This window comes from Curtobacterium sp. 24E2 (assembly GCF_016925595.1).
Taxonomy (GTDB): domain Bacteria; phylum Actinomycetota; class Actinomycetes; order Actinomycetales; family Microbacteriaceae; genus Curtobacterium.
The window spans coordinates 283,352-301,949 of the sequence record NZ_CP068987.1 but is presented as its reverse complement, the minus strand read 5'-3'; the positions used below and the strand labels follow the sequence as shown (position 1 = coordinate 301,949).

The following is an 18,598-nucleotide window of genomic DNA, read 5'->3' as shown; positions in this document are numbered from 1 at the left end:
GCGATCGACGGCCCCGGTCCCAGAAGTTCGGAGTCCTCGTGTTCAGAGCGGTCGCGCGCATCATGCGCACCCCTGATCTTCGCAAGAAGATCGGCTTCACCCTCGCGATCATCGCGCTGTTCCGCCTCGGGTCGTACATCCCGGCACCGTTCGTCGACTACGCGGCCGTGCAGAGCTGTCTCGCCAGCGCCTCGTCGTCCGGCGGTCTCTACGACCTGATCAACCTGTTCTCCGGCGGCGCGCTGCTGGAAGCTCTCGGTCTTCGCGCTCGGCATCATGCCGTACATCACGTCGTCGATCATCGTGCAGCTCCTGCGCGTGGTCATCCCGCACTTCGACTCCCTCTACAAGGAGGGCCAGTCCGGTCAGGCCAAGCTGACGCAGTACACGCGCTACCTCACGATCGCGCTGGGCGTGCTGCAGTCCACCACCCTGATCACGGTCGCCCGCTCGGGTGCCCTCTTCGGCACGAACGCGTCGTCCTCCTGCTCGTCGATCATCTCGAACGACAGCTGGTACGCGATCATGCTGATGGTCGTCACCCTGACCGCCGGTACCGGCCTCATCATGTGGATGGGCGAGGCTCGTCACCGAGCGCGGCATCGGCAACGGCATGTCGCTCCTCATCTTCACGTCGATCGCGGCGCAGTTCCCGTCGGCGCTCTGGGCCATCGAGCAGTCGCAGTCGTTCGAGCTCTTCCTGTTCGTCATCCTGGTCGGGCTGGTCATCATGATGGCCGTCGTGTTCGTCGAGCAGTCGCAGCGGCGGATCCCGGTCCAGTACGCCAAGCGCATGGTCGGCCGACGCACGTACGGCGGCAACAACACGTACATCCCGATCAAGGTGAACATGGCCGGCGTCGTGCCCGTCATCTTCGCGTCGTCGCTGCTGTACCTGCCGGCCCTGGTCGCGCAGTTCAACAAGCCCTCGGACGGCTCCGAGCCCGCGGCGTGGGTCACCTGGATCGAGAACAACCTCGTCTCCGGCGACAACCTGTTCTACATGGTGCTGTACTTCCTGCTCATCGTCGGTTTCACGTACTTCTACGTGGCGATCACCTTCAACCCCGAAGAGGTCGCCGACAACATGAAGAAGTACGGCGGGTTCATCCCCGGCATCCGTGCCGGTCGCCCGACGGCCGAGTACCTCGACTACGTCCTCACCCGGGTGACGCTGCCCGGCTCGCTCTACCTCGGTTTCATCGCGCTCATCCCGCTGGCAGCACTGGCGCTGTTCGGCGCGAACCAGAACTTCCCGTTCGGTGGCGCGAGCATCCTGATCATCGTGGGTGTCGGTCTCGAGACCGTGAAGCAGATCGACTCGCAGCTGCAGCAGCGTCACTACGAAGGGCTTCTCCGTTGAGCGCACGTCTCATCATCGTCGGACCCCCGGAGCGGGGAAGGGCACCCAGGCCGGCCGGATCGCCGAGTCCTTCGGGATCCCGGCCGTCTCGACGGGCGACATCTTCCGCAAGAACGTCGCAGAGGGCACGCCGCTCGGTGTGCAGGCCAAGGCGATCATGGACGCCGGCGACTACGTGCCGGACTCCCTGACGAACGAGCTCGTGAAGTCCCGCCTGAACGAGGCGGACGCAGCCGAGGGTTCCTGCTCGACGGGTACCCCCGCACGGTCGGGCAGGTCGAGTACCTCGACGCGCTGCTCGCCGAGCAGGGCACCGGGATCGACGCGGTCGTGCAGCTCGTCGCCGACCAGGACGAGCTCGTCGGCCGGTTGCTCAAGCGTGCCGAGCAGCAGGGCCGCAGTGACGACAACGAGGAGACGATCCGTCGTCGCCAGCAGGTCTACACCGAGCAGACCGCCCCGATCGTCGGCGCCTACGGCGACCGCGGTCTCGTGCTCGACGTCGACGGCCTCGGCGCGATCGACGAGGTCGGCGACCGCATCCAGGCCGCGCTGTCGGCTCGCGGGCTGACCGCGGGCGTCTGACCCGGCGTGGTCCGTTTCCGCAAGCCCTCGATCTACAAGACGCCGGACGAGCTCCGCGCCATGGTGCGCCCCGGGCTGCTGACCGCTGAGGCGCTCGACGCAGTGCGTGCGGCGATCCGTCCCGGCGTCACGACGGGCGAGCTCGACGCGATCGCCGAGCGGACGATCCGCGACGGCGGCGGGATCCCGAACTTCCAGCTCGTGCCGGGCTACCGGCACACGCTGTGCGTGTCCGTGAACGACGAGATCGTGCACGGCATCCCCGGCGACCGCGTACTCGCTCCCGGTGACATCGTTTCGGTGGACGCCGGTGCCGAGGTCGACGGCTGGAACGGCGACAGCGCGTTCACCACGGTCGTCCCCGGTGGCGACGCCGAGGTGTCCGCGGCGCGCCAGACGCTCTGCGACACCACGGAACGCTCGCTCTGGCACGGCATCGCGGCGCTCGCCCACGCGAAGAACCTGCACGAGGTCGGTTCCGCGGTCGAGGACGCCATCGACGAGACCGGCGCCTGGGGCATCGTCGAGGACTACACGGGGCACGGCATCGGTCGCTCCATGCACGAGGACCCGCCGGTCTTCAACTACCGCGTCCGCGGTGCCGGTCCGGCGGTGAAGCCCGGCCTGGTGGTCGCCATCGAGCCGATGGTCACCGCGGGCACGATCGACAGCTCGACGGACGACGACGACTGGACCGTCCGCACGATGGACGGCAAGGACGCCGCGCACTGGGAGCACAGCGTCGCCGTGCACGCCGACGGCCTGTGGGTCCTGACGGCCGCCGACGGCGGCGCTGCGGGCCTGGCCCCGCTGGGCGTGATGCCCGTCCCGATCCCGTAGGGCGGGCCTCCAGTCCGACACGCCACTGCCGGCCGTGCACCCCGACCGGGAGGCTCGGCGCGGCTCGGTCGCGCAGCGCGCGCCTGGCAGTCCCACGTCCACGGCCGCGCGAGACGCCGTCGTCGTGCGGAGACGCCGGCAAGACGCCGAGACGCCGTCGGAATCGGCGGCGTCTCGTGCGTTCGGGGGTGTCGTGCCAGGACGACGGCGTCTCGCGACGCGGTCAGTTGCCGACCGAGCAGGTCTGCTCGGAGGCGCTCTGCCCGGTGATCGACGACGGCAGCGGGGTCGACGTCGCCGTGCTCGTGGCGGACGAGCTCGGTGCGGACGACGTCCCCGACGATGCGCCGCCCGACGCGGGCGACGACGACGTGTCGGACGGCGTGGTGCCGGTCGACGGTGCGGTCGTCGCGGCGCCCCCGGCGGTCGGCGACTCCTCTGACGCGCGCCCCGTGCTCGAGTCGCTCAGCGAGGACTTCACGTCGTTCTGCAGCGCCACGTTGAGCGTGTGGGCGGTCTCCTGGTCGACGATCACCCGCGCGCTGTCGTCGGGGTCGTCGGCGACCGGGTACTGCACGAAGAGCATGTTGGCGGTGCTCATGCCGCGCAGTGCCGAGGCGAGGCCGACGAGGGTGCGGGCCTGTGCCAGGCCGTCCGACAGGGTCATGTTCGACAGGGCGGCGCCGGCGAGCTTGTAGAGGGTGATGGGGTTCGACAGCGTGCCGTCGGAGGTGACCTTGCGGAGCAGCGCCGACAGGAACACCTGCTGCGAGCTGATCCGAGCGAGGTCGCTGCCGTCGCCGACGCCGTGGCGGGTGCGCAGGAACGCGAGGGCGTCCGAGCCCTCGAGGTTGTGCGAACCCGCGGTGAGGTGCAGGCCGGTGAACGTGTCGTTGATCGGCTCCGCGACGCAGACGTCGACGCCGCCCAGGGCGTTCGACATCTCGATCACGCCGTCGAAGGTGATCAGGCCGGCGTACGGGATGCTCAGACCGGTGAGGTTCTCGACGGTGTCCACCACGCACGAGACGCCGCCGTTGCCGAGTGCCGTGTTGAACATCGCCGAGGTCGACGCGGGGTACGTCGTGCCGGTCGCGGGGTTCGTGCACGCGGGGATCGGGACCATGAGGTCGCGGGGAAGCTGACCGCGGTGAGCTGCTGGTGGTCCTGCGAGACGTGGATGAGCATCGTGACGTCGTTGCGGGCACCCTCGACGTCCTCGTCGGAGTCGAACTGGCCGACGCGGGTGTCGCTGCCGATGAGCAGGATGTTCGCGCCGCCCTTGATGGCCGTGATGTCGGCGGTCTTCGCGGTGCTCTGGTCGTCGGTGCTGAGCTGAACGGTCTGCGGCGCGGTCGCCAGCTGGGCGCCGGCGATGGCGGCGACGCTCGTGCCGCTCACGAGCACGACGGCCAGCGCCGAGGCCACGACGGTCACCAGCGTGGTCCAGCCGCGACGGCGGGCCTGCTTGCCGTGTGCGGCGAAGGGGCGTCGTCTGGCGTCGGGCACGTGGTCTCCGTTCGGTGGTCCGCGCGAGGTACGTCGGCGGCGGACGTGGCTGCGGAGCAACGCTACGGTCCGGGCGGGGGCGTCGGCCCGGAGCGCGCCGTCAAACCACTGTGGAACACTCAGGCACGCCTCCGGAAGCCCCAGGTGAGGGGCGTGCCGAGCGCGCACTTGGCAATTGCGGGTTTACCACATAAGATCGATCTTTGGTGTGTCATGCCCTCTCGGGTGTGGCGACCGACCCGCAGACCGGTTCGGGGATCACACCTGTTCCACAACCAAGCGACAGTGAGGCTATGGCCAAGAAAGACGGCGTCATCGAGATCGAAGGCTCGGTGCTCAGAAGCTCTGCCCAACGCGATGTTCCGCGTTGAGCTGACGAACGGACACAAGGTCCTCGCGCACATCTCCGGGAAGATGCGCCAGCACTACATCCGCATCCTCCCCGAGGACCGCGTGATCGTGGAGCTGAGCCCGTACGACCTGACCCGCGGCCGGATCGTCTACCGCTACAAGTGATCCGCGAGCTGGAAAGGAACGGCTCGGCAATCCTGCCGCGCACGAAGCCAGCGAGCACGAGGAAAGAACAATGAAGGTCAACCCCAGCGTCAAGCCCATGTGCGAGCACTGCCGAGTGATCCGCCGCAAGGGCCGCGTCATGGTGATCTGCAAGAGCAACCCGCGTCACAAGCAGCGCCAGGGCTAGTCCCCGACGCGTGACCGGCGCCGACGCTGTCCCTCGGACAGCCGGCTGCTCGAGCACGACCCACAACTGAAGATCGACAACGCAGTACCAGAACCCGGTCGCACGACGACCGGGGGACACCTCGGGTCGGAGGCCCGGGCACCGGTACTGCTCCACACCTCCATCGACAACAGGAGCAGCCATCACATGGCACGTCTAGCAGGCGTCGACATCCCGCGCGAGAAGCGCGTGGAGATCGCACTCACGTACATCTACGGCGTCGGCCGTACCCGCGCGGTCCAGGCACTCGCCGAGACCGGTATCTCCGGTGACATCCGCGTCAAGGACCTGACCGACGACCAGCTCGTCGCCCTCCGTGACTTCATCGAGGGCAACTTCAAGGTGGAGGGTGACCTCCGCCGCGAGGTGGCAGCCGACATCCGTCGCAAGGTCGAGATCGGTAGCTACGAGGGTCTTCGCCACCGTCGTGGTCTCCCGGTGCGCGGTCAGCGCACCAAGACCAACGCGCGTACCCGCAAGGGACCGAAGCGCACCGTGGCAGGCAAGAAGAAGGCTCGATAGGAGACCCCGATGGCTACCCCCAAGACTGCCGCGCGCAAGCCGCGCCGCAAGGAGAAGAAGAACGTCGCAGTGGGCCAGGCCCACATCAAGAGCACGTTCAACAACACGATCGTCAGCATCACCGACCCGTCGGGTGCCGTCCTCAGCTGGGCGTCCTCGGGTGCCGTCGGCTTCAAGGGTTCGCGCAAGTCGACGCCGTTCGCGGCGCAGCTCGCTGCCGAGTCCGCTGCGCGTCAGGCGCAGGAGCACGGCGTCAAGAAGGTCGACGTCTTCGTGAAGGGTCCGGGTTCGGGCCGCGAGACCGCGATCCGTTCGCTCCAGGCCGCTGGCCTCGAGGTCGGCTCGATCAACGACGTCACTCCGCAGGCGCACAACGGTTGCCGCCCGCCGAAGCGTCGTCGCGTCTGACGCGAGGAGCAACCGGCCGCGCCCTGCTCGTCCCCTGACGGGGTCGGGCAGGGCCCGCGGCCATTCCTGGTCGTTCGATCGCGCACATCGGTGCGCGTGATCACAACTCAACAGACCCGTCGGGGCCCACGCGGCCCCGTCGTACCGCCAAGTGTCATATAGCGGACACTTCGCCGAAAGGAATCCCACAGTGCTCATTGCACAGCGCCCCACCCTGACCGAGGAGTCGATCTCCGAGCACCGCTCGCGCTTCGTCATCGAGCCGCTCGAGCCGGGCTTCGGTTACACCCTCGGCAACTCGCTGCGCCGCACGCTCCTCTCCTCGATCCCCGGCGCGGCTGTCACCAGCATCCGCATCGACGGTGTCCTCCACGAATTCAGCACCGTTCCCGGTGTGAAGGAAGACGTCACCGAGATCATCCTCAACATCAAGAGCCTCGTCGTCTCCAGCGAGCACGACGAGCCGATCACCGCGTACCTGCGCAAGCAGGGTGCCGGTCAGGTCACCGCAGCGGACATCTCCGCTCCGGCCGGCGTCGAGATCCACAACCCGGAACTCGTCATCGCGACCCTGAACGACACCGCGCGGTTCGAGCTCGAGCTCACGATCGAGCGCGGCCGCGGCTACGTCTCGGCCACGCAGAACCGTTCCGAGTTCTCCGAGGCCGGTCAGATCCCGATCGACTCGATCTACTCGCCGGTCCTCAAGGTCACCTACCGCGTCGAGGCGACGCGTGCCGGTGAGCGCACGGACTTCGACCGCCTGGTCGTCGACGTCGAGTCGAAGCCGGCGATCACGCCGCGCGACGCCATCGCGTCGGCCGGTCGCACGCTGGTCGAGCTGTTCGGGCTCGCTCGCGAGGCTCAACACGGCCGCAGAGGGCATCGAGATCGGCCCCGCGCCGGTCGACGCTGTCCTGTCGAACGAGCTGCAGACCCCGATCGAGGACCTCGACCTGTCGGTCCGCAGCTACAACTGCCTGAAGCGCGAGGGCATCAACACGGTGTCCGAGCTCGTCGCCCTGTCGGAGACGCAGCTCATGAACATCCGCAACTTCGGTCAGAAGTCGGTGGACGAGGTCAAGGACAAGCTCACCGAGCTCGGCCTGTCCCTCAAGGACACCGTCCCCGGATTCGACGGCGCCCACTTCTACAGCGGGTACGACGAGGACGAGTCCAACAACTGATCTCGCGCTCACGCGCAAGCGCGCTGACACCGCGCGCACCACTTTCACCACTGGAGAACTGACATGCCGAAGCCCACCAAGGGCCCCCGCCTCGGTGGCGGTCCCGCTCACGAGCGCCTGCTCCTGAGCAACCTCGCCAACGCCCTCTTCACGCACGGTCGCATCACGACCACCGAGACGAAGGCCAAGCGCCTCCGTCCGGTCGCCGAGCGGCTCATCACGTTCGCGAAGCGCGGCGACCTGCACGCTCGTCGTCGGGTCATCGCGACCCTGCGCGACAAGTCCGTCGTGCACACGCTGTTCACGGAGATCGCCCCGCAGGTCGAGGACCGTCAGGGCGGCTACACCCGCATCACGAAGCTCGGCTTCCGCAAGGGCGACAACGCCCCGCTGGCGTCGATCGAGCTCGTCCTCGAGCCGGTGTCGGGCACGCCCGCCCCGGTGAAGCGCACCGCGGCTCCGGCCGCCGCCGCTCCGGTCGAGGAGCCGGCTGCCGACGAGACCACCGAGGAGGCCCCGGTCGATGAGACCGAGACCACCGAGGAGTCCGCGCCGGTCGAGTCGGAGACCGAGACCGAGGCTGCCGCCGAGGTCGAGGCCGACGCCGCCGAGAAGAGCGACGACACCAAGTAGGACCCCGCGTCACCACGACGAAGCCCCCGCGACCCAGGTCGCGGGGGCTTCGTCGCGTTCGGGAGCGATACCCCTGCACCCCGACGTCCGGAGAACGCAGGACCGTCGCCTTCCCAGTGCGTGCCCCGTAGCGTGTTCGCCCGACAGGGAGAGTCACCACATGGAGTTCCAACACATCGCGGGCGTCGGTCGCCGCGCGTGGCGGTGGAGCCGCACGTCCGGCACACAGCCGCGACTGCTGCACGCAGCCAAGGCCGCCGGCGCCGCGGCACTGGCCTGGTTCATCGCCAGGCACGTGCCCGGGGTCGCGTCCGACTACCCGTACTACGCACCGCTCGGGGCGATCGTCGCGATGCAGACGACGGTCTACGCGGGGCTGCGCAACGGCATCCAGACGCTCGTCGGCATCCTGCTCGGCATCGCCGTCGCGGGCTTCACGATGATCGTGGGCGACCCGGGGATCCTCGCCGTGGCCCTCGCGGTCGGCATCGGGGTGCTCGTCGGCGGGTTCCGGGTGCTCGGCGAGGGCAGCACCTGGGTCTCGACGGCGGCGTTGTTCGTGCTCCTCGTCGGCGGGGCGAACGCCGAGGGCTACTCGTTCGGGTACCTGGTGCAGATGGCCGTCGGCGTCGTCGTCGGTCTGCTCGTGAACTTCCTGGTGTTCCCTCCGCTGCACTTCTGGGACGCCGAACGTCGGATCGACGAGGTGAACGCCGTCTTGGCCGAGCACCTCGAAGGCCTCGCCCGGGTACTCGAGAGCGGGGAGCGCGACGACGACGCCTGGAACCGGCAGCAGGACAAGCTCGACCGCGCGATCGCCGATGTGCGCGCGCGGGTGTCCGTCGCCCACGAGAGCCGGAAGATCAACCCCGCGGGGCGCTCCGAGGGTCACGGGCCCGGCTCCAGCAGGACGGGGCACGCTTCCGGGCGCTCGAACGGGTCGCCTGGTACACGACGGACCTCACCGAGCTCGTCGCCCGGTCGGGTCCGGTGTCCTCGAACCTCGGTCGTCCGGACCCGGCGTTCACCGAACCGCTCACCGAGGCGATCCGGCAACTCGCCTGTGTGATCCGCGGGGAGTGCCCCGAGGACGAAGGCGACAAGGCGATCGAGCGACTCGAGCAGGCGCTCGACGCCTCGCGCGAGAACCCTCACACGTCGCGGTGACGGCGTCCGCGCTCGTGGCGCTCCGCGGCATCGTGGAGTCCGAGCGTCGTGCGACGGACAACCTCGACACCCGCACGGGGCCGTCGGCGTTCCACCGTCCGCGCGGCTGACGCAAGGACCCTGTGACACCGGCGCTCCGTAGACTCGCACCGTGACCGTCCCGCCCCGCATCGCCGTCCTCGGACCGGTCACGGTGACGGGTGCGGACGGCCGGCAGTCGCCCGTGCCCGGAGCGCTCGCTCGGGCGTTCCTGACGGCGCTGGTGCTCGCGCGCGGCCATGCCCTGACCACCGAGTCCCTGATCGACGACCTCTGGCCGGACGCGCAGCCGCGGGGTGCGCGTGCGGCGCTGCAGACGCTCGTGTCCCGACTGCGCCGGAGCGTGGCGGACGGCCTCGTGGTGTCGACGAGCACCGGGTACGCGCTGGGCGGCGACCCCGAGGACGTCGACCTCGCCCGTGCCGCGCGTGCGGTGGGCGAGACGGAGCCGGCAGCGGTCCGTGCCGCCCTCGACCTCTGGCGTGGTGACCCGGGCGCCGACGTCGACGGCGACCTGGGCGCGGCGCTCGCGGACCGTGCGGCAGCCCTCCGGCGGACGCTCCGGCGCGCGCTCGGCGGCGCCCTGCTCGACGCGGGCGACGCCGACGAGGCCGCCGCACTCTGGGCGGCAGAGGCCGTCGCCAACCCCTACGACGAGGTCGCGGTCGCCGGTTCGATGCGCGCCCTTGCCGCAGCCGGCCGCACGAGCGAGGCCATCGCCGCCTTCGCGGCGCACCGTGACCGCCTCGCCGACGAACTCGGCGCCGACCCCTCGGCCGACCTGGTCCGCCTCAACGCCGAGTTGCTGCGCCGATCCGGCCCCGCAACGGGCAGCGTCCGCCGCGTCGGCCTGCGTGCTGCGCCGAACACGTTGGTCGGGAGGAGGCCGACCTCGCCGCCGTCTCGGACCTGCTGTCCGCCGGACGGCTGGTCACGATCCTCGGAGCGGGTGGGCTGGGGAAGACCCGCCTGGCGCAGGCGGTCGCCGCCGGCCTGCCGCCGACACAGGGCGTCGTCGTGGTCGAACTCGCGCCGCTCGCCTCGGCCGACGACATCGTGCCGGCCCTCGGCGCGCTGCTCGGCATCGCCGAGTTCCGCTCCACCCGATCGCTCCGGGACGCCGTCGCGGCCGACCTGCGCACCCGGGTCGTGCGGGCGCTCGCCGACGGGCCGACCGTGCTCGTCCTGGACAACTGCGAGCACCTGGTGGCCGAGGTCGCCGCCTTCGCCGCGGACCTGCTCGCGACCGTGCCCGCCCTGCGGATCCTGACGACGTCGCGCGCGCCGCTCGCCATCGCCGGCGAGGTCGTGGCTCCCCTCGCACCCCTGCCCGTCGAGGCCGACGGGGCGGCCGTCCGGCTCTTCACCGAGCGGGCGCGGGCCGCACGACCCGGAGCCGTGCTGCCGGTGGACACGGTGCGCCGGATCTGCACGCGGCTCGACGGGTCACCGCTGGCCATCGAGCTCGCGGCCGCACGCATCCGGGGGATGAGCGCCGACGAGATCGAGCGCCGGTTGGACGACCGGTTCGCGCTGCTGCGCGGCGGTGACCGGAGCGCCCCGGAGCGGCACCGCACCCTGCTCGCCGTGATCGAGTGGAGCTGGCGCCTGCTCGACGACGGGGCCCAGGACCTGCTGACGCGTTTGGCCCTCTTCCCGGACGGACTCGCGGTCGACGCCGTCGAGGCGGTCGCGGCCCCGGACCGCCGGGCGGACGCGCTCGACGACCTCGCCGAGCTCGTGGAGCAGTCGCTCGTGCAGCTCGTCGAGCACGAGGGTGAGCCCGTGCGGTACCGGCTGCTCGAGACCGTGCGGGAGTTCGGTGCGGCCCGGCTGGGGGACCGCGGCGCCACCGAGGCCGTCCGTGCGGCCATGATCGGCTGGGGCCGGGGTTCGCGGCCGAGCGCAACCTGCTCACGATCACGGGTTCCGCACAGCTCGAGCGGTTCCGCGAGGTCGCCCGCGAATCCGACAACCTCGTCACGCTGCTCCGCTGGAGCCTGGCTGCCGACGACACCGCGGCGGTCGCGCACCTGTTCGCGGCCCTCGGCGGCTACTGGTCGCTGCGCGGTGCCCACGGTGAGGTCGTCGCACTCGGCCCCGAGGTCGTCCCGGTCCTGCGCCGTACCGGACCGGCGGCCGAGGACCGTGCCGCGACCGTGCTCGGACTCGTCGTCACCGGCGGGTCGTCAGCGTTCAGCGACAAGCGCACCGCAGCCCTGGCCGTGTCGACCCTGCGCCGCGTGATGCGCGACGGCACCACCGGGTTCGCGGTGCTCGACGCCCAGGCAGCGCTGCTCCTCACCCTGGGGCGACCGGCCGACGGGTACGCCCTGCTCGCCCGCTACCGCGACGACCCGGAGCCCGGTGTCGCCTGCCTGGCGAACATGCTCAGCGCGCCGCTCGCCGAGAACGACGGGGAGTCCGCCGTCGCCCTGCGGTACGCGACCCGCGCCGAGAGGCTCTCGCGGTCGAGCGACGACGCCTGGACGACCGGGTCGATCGCCGTCACCATGACCCAGCTCCTGGCGCAGACCGGTCGGCACGCCGACGCCCTGCGGTCCGCCGAGGTCGCCCGCGAGCAACTCGAACGGTTCGGGGCCGACGACGACCTGTACGAGATCGGCTGGACCATCGGGCTCTGCGCCGCGAGCACCGGCGACGTCGTGCGTGCCCGGCAGGTCGCCGACGACCTGCAGCACCGGCCGGTCGAGGCCCGCGGCGGGTTCGACGAGGACCGGGTGCAGATCGGCGTGCTCGCGATGGCCATCGGTGCGGAGTGCTCGCGCTGGGAAGGAGCCCTCGACGACGCGGCGGCGGAGTACGCCCGCGCCTGGGACTCCGTGTTGCCCCTGCGGAAGCAGACGCCGCACTGGACGCTCATGGCGGGCTCGGCGCGGATCGCGGCGCGGGACGAGGCGGCGGTGCGCCGGTCCGACGGAGGCGTGACGGGCCTCCCGGTCGACGACGTGGCGGTCGCGAGACGCCTGCGCGTCGGTGCGCTCGTGATGCTGCGCGTCCACCTGTGGTGGCTGGACCTGCCCGTGATCGGGACTGCCCTGCTCGGGCTGGCGCTCGCCGCCGCCCGCGACGGACGGCCGGAGCACGCCGCTCGCTGTTGGGGGCTGGCGACCCGACTCGGTTCGCGGCAGGACTTCGGCGTGCTCGCACACCCACGGATGCGGTCGGTGCTGGCCGGGGCCCTCGGTGCCACGGTGCTGGCCGACGCCGAGACGGCCTCGGCCGGATCGAACCGGACCGAGGCCGTCTCGCAGGCGCGGCTCCTGCTCGAGGAGCTGCGGTTCCGCGTGCGCTGACCGGCGCCCGTCAGGCCTTGCGCATGTACGCGCGGACCGTCAGCGGCGCGAACACCGCGACCACGACCGCTGCGCCGAGCAGGCTGATCCAGAGGTCGACGCCCACCGTGCCGTGGTTCACGAGCTCGCGGACCGCCGTGATCAGGTGCGAGATCGGGTTGACCTCGGAGAACCAGCGCAGCCAGTCCGGCAGGGTGTCCGCCGGCACGAACGCGTTCGACAGGAACGTCAGCGGGAACAGCACCATGTTGGAGATGCCGGAGACGCTCGACGCCGTCCGCGCGACGACGCCGAAGTAGGCGAAGATCCAGCTGATCGCCCACGCGACGACGATGACCAGCAACCCGGCCAGGACGACCGCACCGAAGCCGCCGGCCGGACGCAGCCCCATGATGATGCCGACCGTGAAGGTGATCGTGGTGGCGATCGCGTACCGGACGGTGTCGGCGAGCAGCGCACCCGCGAGCGGGGCGATCCGGGCGATGGGCAGGGACTTGAAGCGGTCGAAGACGCCCTTGTCCATGTCCTCGCGCAGCTGCACGCCCGTGACGATCGACGACGTGATGTTCGTCTGCACCAGGATGCCGGGGATGATGATCGGCAGGTAGCTCGCGACGTCACCCGCGATCGCACCACCGAAGATGTACGTGAACATCACGGTGAAGATGATCGGCATCAGGGTGACGTCGAACAGCTGCTCCGGGGTGCGCCGGACCTTGATCAGGCCGCGGTACGCCATCGTGAGCGACTGCCGGACGGTGGCGCCGAGCCCGGTCGCACCGACGCCGGGGCGCGGGGTGATCCGGGGCGCAGCGGTGCCCGTGGTGGTGGTGATGGTGGTCATGCGATGGTCCCTGCGAGTTCGCGGTCGGTGCTGTCGTTGTCGTCGTCGGTGGTCGCCGGTGCGCCGGTGATCGTCAGGAAGACCTCGTCGAGGGTGGGCTTCTGCACGCTCATCTCGGCGAGGGTGATGCCGGCCTCGCGGAACGACACCAGCAGGTCCGTCACGCGGTCGGGGTCCGACATCGGTGCGGTGAGACGCGAGCCCTCGGGGCTGGCCACCGCGTCGACACCGAGGGTGTTCCGGACGATCGTGCGCGCGGCGTCGAGCCGGAGCGCATCGGTCAGGCGGAGCTGCAGCGACGAACTGCCGATCGAGGCCTTCAACTCGTCGCTCGTGCCCTCGGCGACGACCTTGCCGTGGTCGATGACCGCGATGCGGTCGGCGAGCTGGTCCGCCTCGTCCAGGTACTGCGTCGTCAGCAGCACCGTCGAGCCCGTCGCCACGAGCTCGCGGATGGTGTCCCACATCTGCGCACGGGTCCGGGGTCGAGCCCCGTGGTCGGCTCGTCGAGGAAGATCAGCGGCGGCTGCGCGATCAGGCTCGCAGCCAGGTCGAGCCGGCGACGCATGCCACCGGAGAAGGCCTTGAGCGGGCGCGACGCGGCCTCGGTCAGCCCGAAGCGCTCGAGCAGCTCCACGGCCTTCCGCTTCGCATCCGCGCGGGACAGCCCGAGCAGGCGCGCGAAGATCACCAGGTTCTCGGTCGCGCTGAGGGTCTCGTCGACGCTGGCGTACTGACCGGTCACCCCGATCAGGGTGCGGACGGTCTGCGCCTCGCGCCGGACGTCGTGCCCGAAGATCCGGGCCTCGCCGCCGTCCGCCTTGAGCAGGGTCGCGAGCATGGAGATGGTGGTGGTCTTGCCGGCGCCGTTGGGACCGAGCACGCCGTAGACCGTGCCGGCCTCCACACGGAGGTCGACACCGTCCACTGCACGGTTCGTTCCGAAGGTCTTCACGAGGCCGGAGGCCTCCACCGCGAGCGGTGTCGTGTTCATCGAAGGGTCCTTTCGTCGATGTCGAGGACGATTGTGCCGCGGGGCGCTCACGCGGCACTGACGTGGCGCTGACATCGGTGGACAGCGCGCGTCAGCCGGGTGCTGTGCAGGACGGACGGGAGGCGCGGTGCAGCCCCGGTACGGTGGTCGCGTGGACGAGACGGCGGGCCTGCAGGGCGGCGGCGAGGCTGCCGGGATCCGGCTGCGGCTGGACATCGCGTACGACGGGGCCGCGTTCTCCGGGTGGGCCCGTCAGCCCGGGCTGCGGACGGTGCAGGGCGCGCTCGAGGCCGCCCTCGCCACCGTCTTCACCCGGTGGGGCGAGCCGCCACTGCTCACCGTCGCCGGACGCACCGACGCCGGCGTGCACGCCACCGGGCAGGTCGCCCACCTCGACCTGTCCGCCGAGCAGTGGGACGCGCTCAGCGCGGGGCGCGGCTCGGGGCGCTCGCCGCTGGACGGGCTCGTCAAACGCGTCAACGGCATCGCGGCACCAGAGGGCGACGTCGTCGTCACTCGGGCCTCGGTCGCGCCGGACGGGTTCGACGCCCGGTTCTCGCCACTCTGGCGGCGGTACGAGTACCGGATCGCGGACGCCGACGCCCCGCGCGATCCACGTCGGCGCGGGTACACGGTCTGGCACGGGGCGAGCCTCGACCCGGCAGCGATGAAGCGCGGTGCGCTGACGCTGTTGGGGCTGCACGACTTCGCGACGTTCTGCAAGCCGCGCGAGGGCGCGACGACCATCCGGACGTTGCAGGAGTTCCGCTGGGACCGCGAGCCGGACGGGGTGCTGGTGGCGCGCCTCCAGGCCGATGCGTTCTGCCACTCCATGGTGCGCGCGATGGTGGGGGCGACCATCGCCGTCGGCGAGGGGCGGTTCGGGCCGGAACGGCTCGAGGAGCTCCGCGTCGCCGAGACGCGGACGAGCGCGTTCAAGACGGCGCCGGCGAAGGGACTGACGCTGACCGAGGTCGGGTACCCGGCGGACGAGGAGCTCGCGGGGCGAGCGGAGCAGACGCGGGCGCGGCGGGAGTGAACGCCCGGTCCTGATGTTGCCGAGAGCAATCATTTACCTCGACGCAACCTGAGGGACTCCGCAGGTCGGTAGCGTGCGGACATGCCCAACTCCCTCGGGCGCACTCTGCTGTGCGCCACGGCTGCCGCGACACTCCTCGCGGCCCCGCTCGTCACCGTCACCGCAGCGACCGCGAACCCCGAGGGAGTGGCCTCGTCATCGAGGAGGCCTACCTGAAGGCCGGCAGCAACGGCGCCTTCTACAACCAGAAGTTCATCGAGATCGGCAACCCGACCGACGCCCCGGTGTCGCTCGACGGCTGGTCGCTGCAGTACCGCTCGGCGACGAGCACCGGTGCCTTCTCCACGAGCGCGCTCGAGGGGACGGTGCCGGCCGAGGGCACGTTCCTGGTGTCGATGGCCGGCAACGGTGGGGCCACCGCGGTCGGTGCGGACCTGCCGACGGCGGACGACACCGCCTCGCTGAACCCCTCCGGCACCACGGGCACGATCGTGCTGTCGAACGCCGCCACACCGGTGGCCCTCGCCGCGGGTCCCGTGGCGACCGGCACCGCGGGCGTCGTCGACCTGCTCGGCTACGGCGCCTCGAACACCTTCGAGGGCACCGTGCGCACCGTCGAGGGTGCGAACGCCGTGCCGAACGGCCTGGTCCGCCAGGGCACGACGGACACCGACGACAACGGCGCGGACTTCTCGGTGACGACGACCCTGACGCCGCGGAACGCCGCGGGCGAGACGGCTGCGCCGACCGATCCGACGGAGCCCACCGACCCGACGGAGCCGACGGACCCCGGCGCCCCCGCCGAGGCCGTGACCATCGCGCAACTGCAGGGCACCACGGACACCTCGCCCTACGCCGGCAGGACCGTCACCACCGACGGTGTCGTCACCGCGGTCTACGCGTCCGGCGGCTTCAACGGCTACACGATCCAGACCCCGGGGACCGGCGGCGCGATCGACCTCGGCACCCACACCGCGTCCGACGCCGTCTTCGTCTTCTCGTCCGCGACCGCCGGGCTGGTGGCCGAGGGCGACCACGTGCGCGTCACCGGTGGGGTCTCCGAGTACTTCGGCCTGACCGAGCTCACGGTGTCGGACACGGCATCGTTCGAGAAGCTCACCGACACCGTCGTCGCCCCGCAGCCCGCAGCGGTCGCGTTCCCGTCGTCGGACGCGCAGCGTGAGTCGCTCGAGAGCATGCTCATCGCCCCGCAGGGCTCCTTCACGGTCGCCGACAACTACACGACGAACCAGTACGGCGAGGTCGTGCTCGCCAGCGGCGCCGGCCGGCTCGTCCAGCCGACCGAGGTCGGCCGCCCGGGCAGCGCCGAGGCGAAGGCCGTCGAGGCGTCCAACGCCGCGCGAAAGGTCACGCTCGACGACGGCGCCAGCACCAACTTCCTGACGAAGGCCAACCAGGGCATCCCGGTGTCGTGGCTCACCCAGGGGCCGGTCACCGTCGGGGCGACCGCCACGTTCGAGGCTCCGGTCGTCCTCGACTACCGCAACAGCGGGTGGAAGTTCCAGCCGACCACGCCGATCACCGGTGCGACCCCGGCGGCCGACCTGCCCGCGTCGTTCTCGAACGTGCGACAGGCGAAGCCGCAGGACGTCGGCGGCGACCTCAAGCTCGCCGGGTTCAACGTGCTGAACTACTTCCCGACCACGGGCGATCAGCTCACCGGCTGCTCGTACTACACCGACCGCGCGGGCGACCCCGTCACGGTGAACTCCGGCTGCGACGCGCGCGGTGCCGCTGAGCAAGAGGACTTCCTGCGCCAGCAGGTCAAGATCGTCAAGGCGATCAACGGCCTCGGCGCGGACGTCGTCTCGCTCGAGGAGATCGAGAACTCGGCGCGCTTCGGCCAGGACCGCGACGCCGCGGTCGCCACGCTCGTCGACGCCCTGAACGCCGCCACCGGCGAGGACACCTGGGCCTACGCGAAGTCGCCCGCGACCGTCCCGACGAGCGAGGACGTCATCCGCCTCGCACTCATCTACAAGCAGGACCGCGTCGCCCCCGTCGGTGAGTCGACGATCCTGCTCGACGACGCGTTCACGAACGCCCGGCAGCCCGTCGCGGACGCGTTCCGCCCCGTCGGCGGCACCTTCGAGGACGACTTCCTCGTGATCGCGAACCACTTCAAGTCGAAGGGCTCCGGCACCGGCGAGAACGCCGACCAGGGTGACGGCCAGGGCGCCTCGAACGCCGACCGGGTGCGGCAGGCGAAGGCCCTCGTGACCTTCTCCACCGACATGCAGGCGCAGTACGGCACCGACAAGGTGTTCATGCTCGGCGACTTCAACGCCTACAGCAAGGAGGACCCGGTGGTCGTCCTCGACGACGCCGGCTACACCGACCTCGGCCCGGCGCTCGACGCCACCGAGTACTCGTACGTGTTCTCCGGCCTGAGCGGGTCGCTCGACCACGTGTTCGCGTCCCCGGCCGCCACCGAGACGGTCACGGGCGTGGACATCTGGAACATCAACTCGGTCGAGTCGGTGGGCCTGGAGTACAGCCGCTACAACTACAACGCGTCGGACCTGTACAGCGACGACGTGTTCCGGGCGAGCGACCACGACCCGATCCTGGTCGGGTTCGACCTGGACGCTGCCGGCACCGACCCGGGCACGGACCCCGGCACCGACCCGACCCCGGTGCCGACCCCGACCCCGACGCCGGGTGACGGTGGCACGTCCCCGACCCCTGCCCCGACACCGTCGGCTCCGGGCGCGGTGACGCCGGTTGCCCCGTCGGAGACCGGCCTGACCGACGCGAACCGCGGGAGCGTCTCGGCGCCGTCGTCGGCTCGCGCGGGGAGACCATCACCGTGACCGTCGGCACGCAGTACGCGGGGGACGGCGTGAACGTGTGGCTGTACTCGACCCCGACGCTGCTCGGCACGGTGACGGTGGCCGCCGACGGGACGGTCCGGGTGACGATCCCGTCGGACACCCCCGCTGGTGCACACCGCCTCGCGGTGACGGCCGCGGACGGGAGCCTGATCGGGTGGACCCCGATCACGATCACCGCTGACGGGCAGCTCGCGTTCACGGGTGTCGAGGGCCTCGGTGCCGGTGCGCTGGTCGCGTTCCTGCTGCTCGCCGCGGGTGCGGGTGTGCTGGTCGTCCGTCGTCGCAAGGCGGCGGCTGCGGAGTAGTCCCCACGCCCCACGGGGCACTTCATGAGCAGCAATGGTCGGGTCCGCACATCGGACCCGACCATTGCTGCTCACCATGCGGGGTAGGCGCGAGTCCACGGCGGACGGGAGGCCCGTGGCGGGTTCGCCACGGGCCTCCCGTCCGGCAGTGGCTGCGTTTGACCGACGCGACCCGCATCGGCTAAGCTCTCACCTTGGTCTGTGCGCCACGCGCGCCGGACAGTCAGATGAGCCCTCCATCCGGGCGTT

13 protein-coding genes and 6 pseudogenes are annotated in these 18,598 nt (G+C 70.9%); 16 read left to right on the top strand and 3 right to left on the bottom strand.

All coding sequences use genetic code 11. The annotated features are described in order from the left end of the window. Positions 1-38: 38 nt before the first annotated feature. From secY to map, 3 genes and pseudogenes are all read left to right on the top strand, one after another. Positions 39-1,363, top strand: a pseudogene (secY, locus tag JN350_RS01480) (preprotein translocase subunit SecY). Positions 1,364-1,421: 58 nt separating this feature from the next. Next, positions 1,422-1,948: pseudogene (locus tag JN350_RS18810) on the top strand (adenylate kinase). Between the two features lie 6 nt (positions 1,949-1,954). Next, complete coding sequence (gene map / locus JN350_RS01470) at positions 1,955-2,788, top strand: type I methionyl aminopeptidase (protein WP_205463323.1); 834 nt, start codon at positions 1,955-1,957, stop codon at positions 2,786-2,788. 223 nt (positions 2,789-3,011) lie between these two features. Here map and JN350_RS01465 read toward each other — a convergent pair whose 3' ends face one another. Continuing rightward, positions 3,012-3,914: an LCP family protein gene (locus JN350_RS01465; RefSeq protein WP_205463322.1), complete on the bottom strand. Its 903-nt coding sequence runs from the start codon at positions 3,912-3,914 to the stop codon at positions 3,012-3,014. Between the two features lie 676 nt (positions 3,915-4,590). Between JN350_RS01465 and infA the strand changes: the two are divergent. The 10 genes and pseudogenes from infA (at position 4,591) to JN350_RS01420 (ending at position 12,312) form a co-directional block, all read left to right on the top strand. Next, positions 4,591-4,813 (top strand): annotated as a pseudogene (gene infA, locus JN350_RS01460) (translation initiation factor IF-1). Positions 4,814-4,883: 70 nt separating this feature from the next. Next, complete coding sequence (gene rpmJ / locus JN350_RS01455) at positions 4,884-5,000, top strand: 50S ribosomal protein L36 (RefSeq protein ID WP_071276701.1); 117 nt, start codon at positions 4,884-4,886, stop codon at positions 4,998-5,000. A gap of 186 nt (positions 5,001-5,186) precedes the next feature. Next, positions 5,187-5,561 carry a 30S ribosomal protein S13 gene (gene rpsM / locus JN350_RS01450; RefSeq protein ID WP_058728274.1) on the top strand — a complete coding sequence of 125 codons (375 nt, stop codon included), beginning with the start codon at positions 5,187-5,189 and terminating at the stop codon, positions 5,559-5,561. A 9-nt stretch (positions 5,562-5,570) separates the two neighbouring features. Further along, positions 5,571-5,969 (top strand): 30S ribosomal protein S11, encoded by a 399-nt coding sequence (rpsK, locus tag JN350_RS01445; protein WP_017885507.1) that lies wholly within the window; start codon positions 5,571-5,573, stop codon positions 5,967-5,969. Between the two features lie 190 nt (positions 5,970-6,159). Next, positions 6,160-7,156, top strand: a pseudogene (locus tag JN350_RS01440) (DNA-directed RNA polymerase subunit alpha). A gap of 63 nt (positions 7,157-7,219) precedes the next feature. Next, positions 7,220-7,789, top strand: coding sequence for a 50S ribosomal protein L17 (gene rplQ / locus JN350_RS01435; RefSeq protein WP_205463321.1), 570 nt, complete (start codon positions 7,220-7,222; stop codon positions 7,787-7,789). A gap of 160 nt (positions 7,790-7,949) precedes the next feature. Next, positions 7,950-8,858 (top strand): FUSC family protein, encoded by a 909-nt coding sequence (locus JN350_RS01430; RefSeq protein ID WP_205463320.1) that lies wholly within the window; start codon positions 7,950-7,952, stop codon positions 8,856-8,858. A gap of 249 nt (positions 8,859-9,107) precedes the next feature. Next, positions 9,108-9,791 (top strand): annotated as a pseudogene (locus JN350_RS18805) (AfsR/SARP family transcriptional regulator); the annotation flags it as partial. Between the two features lie 17 nt (positions 9,792-9,808). Further along, positions 9,809-11,242, top strand: a complete 1,434-nt coding sequence (locus JN350_RS18800) for an ATP-binding protein (RefSeq protein WP_461964342.1) — start codon at positions 9,809-9,811, stop codon at positions 11,240-11,242. After that, complete coding sequence (locus JN350_RS01420) at positions 11,155-12,312, top strand: hypothetical protein (RefSeq protein ID WP_205463318.1); 1,158 nt, start codon at positions 11,155-11,157, stop codon at positions 12,310-12,312. Before JN350_RS18800 ends, JN350_RS01420 begins: the two co-directional genes overlap by 88 nt. A 10-nt stretch (positions 12,313-12,322) precedes the next feature. Here the strand turns inward: JN350_RS01420 and JN350_RS01415 are convergent, their stop codons facing one another. Next, the gene (locus JN350_RS01415) at positions 12,323-13,156 is read right to left on the bottom strand and encodes an ABC transporter permease (protein ID WP_123339476.1); all 834 of its coding nucleotides are present in this window, start codon (positions 13,154-13,156) and stop codon (positions 12,323-12,325) included. Then, positions 13,153-14,150, bottom strand: a pseudogene (locus JN350_RS01410) (ATP-binding cassette domain-containing protein). Before JN350_RS01410 ends, JN350_RS01415 begins: the two are co-directional and overlap by 4 nt. A gap of 151 nt (positions 14,151-14,301) precedes the next feature. On the opposite strand from JN350_RS01410, the gene truA reads away from it, so the two are divergent. From truA to JN350_RS01395, 3 genes are all read left to right on the top strand, one after another. Then, a complete protein-coding gene (truA, locus tag JN350_RS01405) occupies positions 14,302-15,189 on the top strand; it encodes a tRNA pseudouridine(38-40) synthase TruA (protein ID WP_240347470.1) in 888 nt (295 codons plus the stop codon). A 110-nt stretch (positions 15,190-15,299) separates the two neighbouring features. Next, positions 15,300-18,023: an ExeM/NucH family extracellular endonuclease gene (locus JN350_RS01400; RefSeq protein WP_240347469.1), complete on the top strand. Its 2,724-nt coding sequence runs from the start codon at positions 15,300-15,302 to the stop codon at positions 18,021-18,023. Next, entirely contained in the window at positions 18,020-18,349 is a 330-nt protein-coding gene (locus tag JN350_RS01395) for a hypothetical protein (RefSeq protein ID WP_205463317.1), read from the top strand. The genes JN350_RS01400 and JN350_RS01395 overlap by 4 nt, the downstream gene beginning before the upstream one ends. Positions 18,350-18,598 lie beyond the last annotated feature (249 nt).

Bases quoted from the DNA above. Each gene is read 5' to 3' on its own strand.
- JN350_RS01415 (WP_123339476.1), bottom strand. From the start codon at position 13,156: ATGACCACCATCACCACCACCACGGGCACCGCTGCGCCCCGGATCACC.
- rpmJ (WP_071276701.1), top strand. From the start codon at position 4,884: ATGAAGGTCAACCCCAGCGTCAAGCCCATGTGCGAGCACTGCCGAGTG.
- rplQ (WP_205463321.1), top strand. From the start codon at position 7,220: ATGCCGAAGCCCACCAAGGGCCCCCGCCTCGGTGGCGGTCCCGCTCAC.
- rpsM (WP_058728274.1), top strand. From the start codon at position 5,187: ATGGCACGTCTAGCAGGCGTCGACATCCCGCGCGAGAAGCGCGTGGAG.
- JN350_RS01465 (WP_205463322.1), bottom strand. From the start codon at position 3,914: ATGGTCCCGATCCCCGCGTGCACGAACCCCGCGACCGGCACGACGTAC.
- rpsK (WP_017885507.1), top strand. From the start codon at position 5,571: ATGGCTACCCCCAAGACTGCCGCGCGCAAGCCGCGCCGCAAGGAGAAG.
- JN350_RS01430 (WP_205463320.1), top strand. From the start codon at position 7,950: ATGGAGTTCCAACACATCGCGGGCGTCGGTCGCCGCGCGTGGCGGTGG.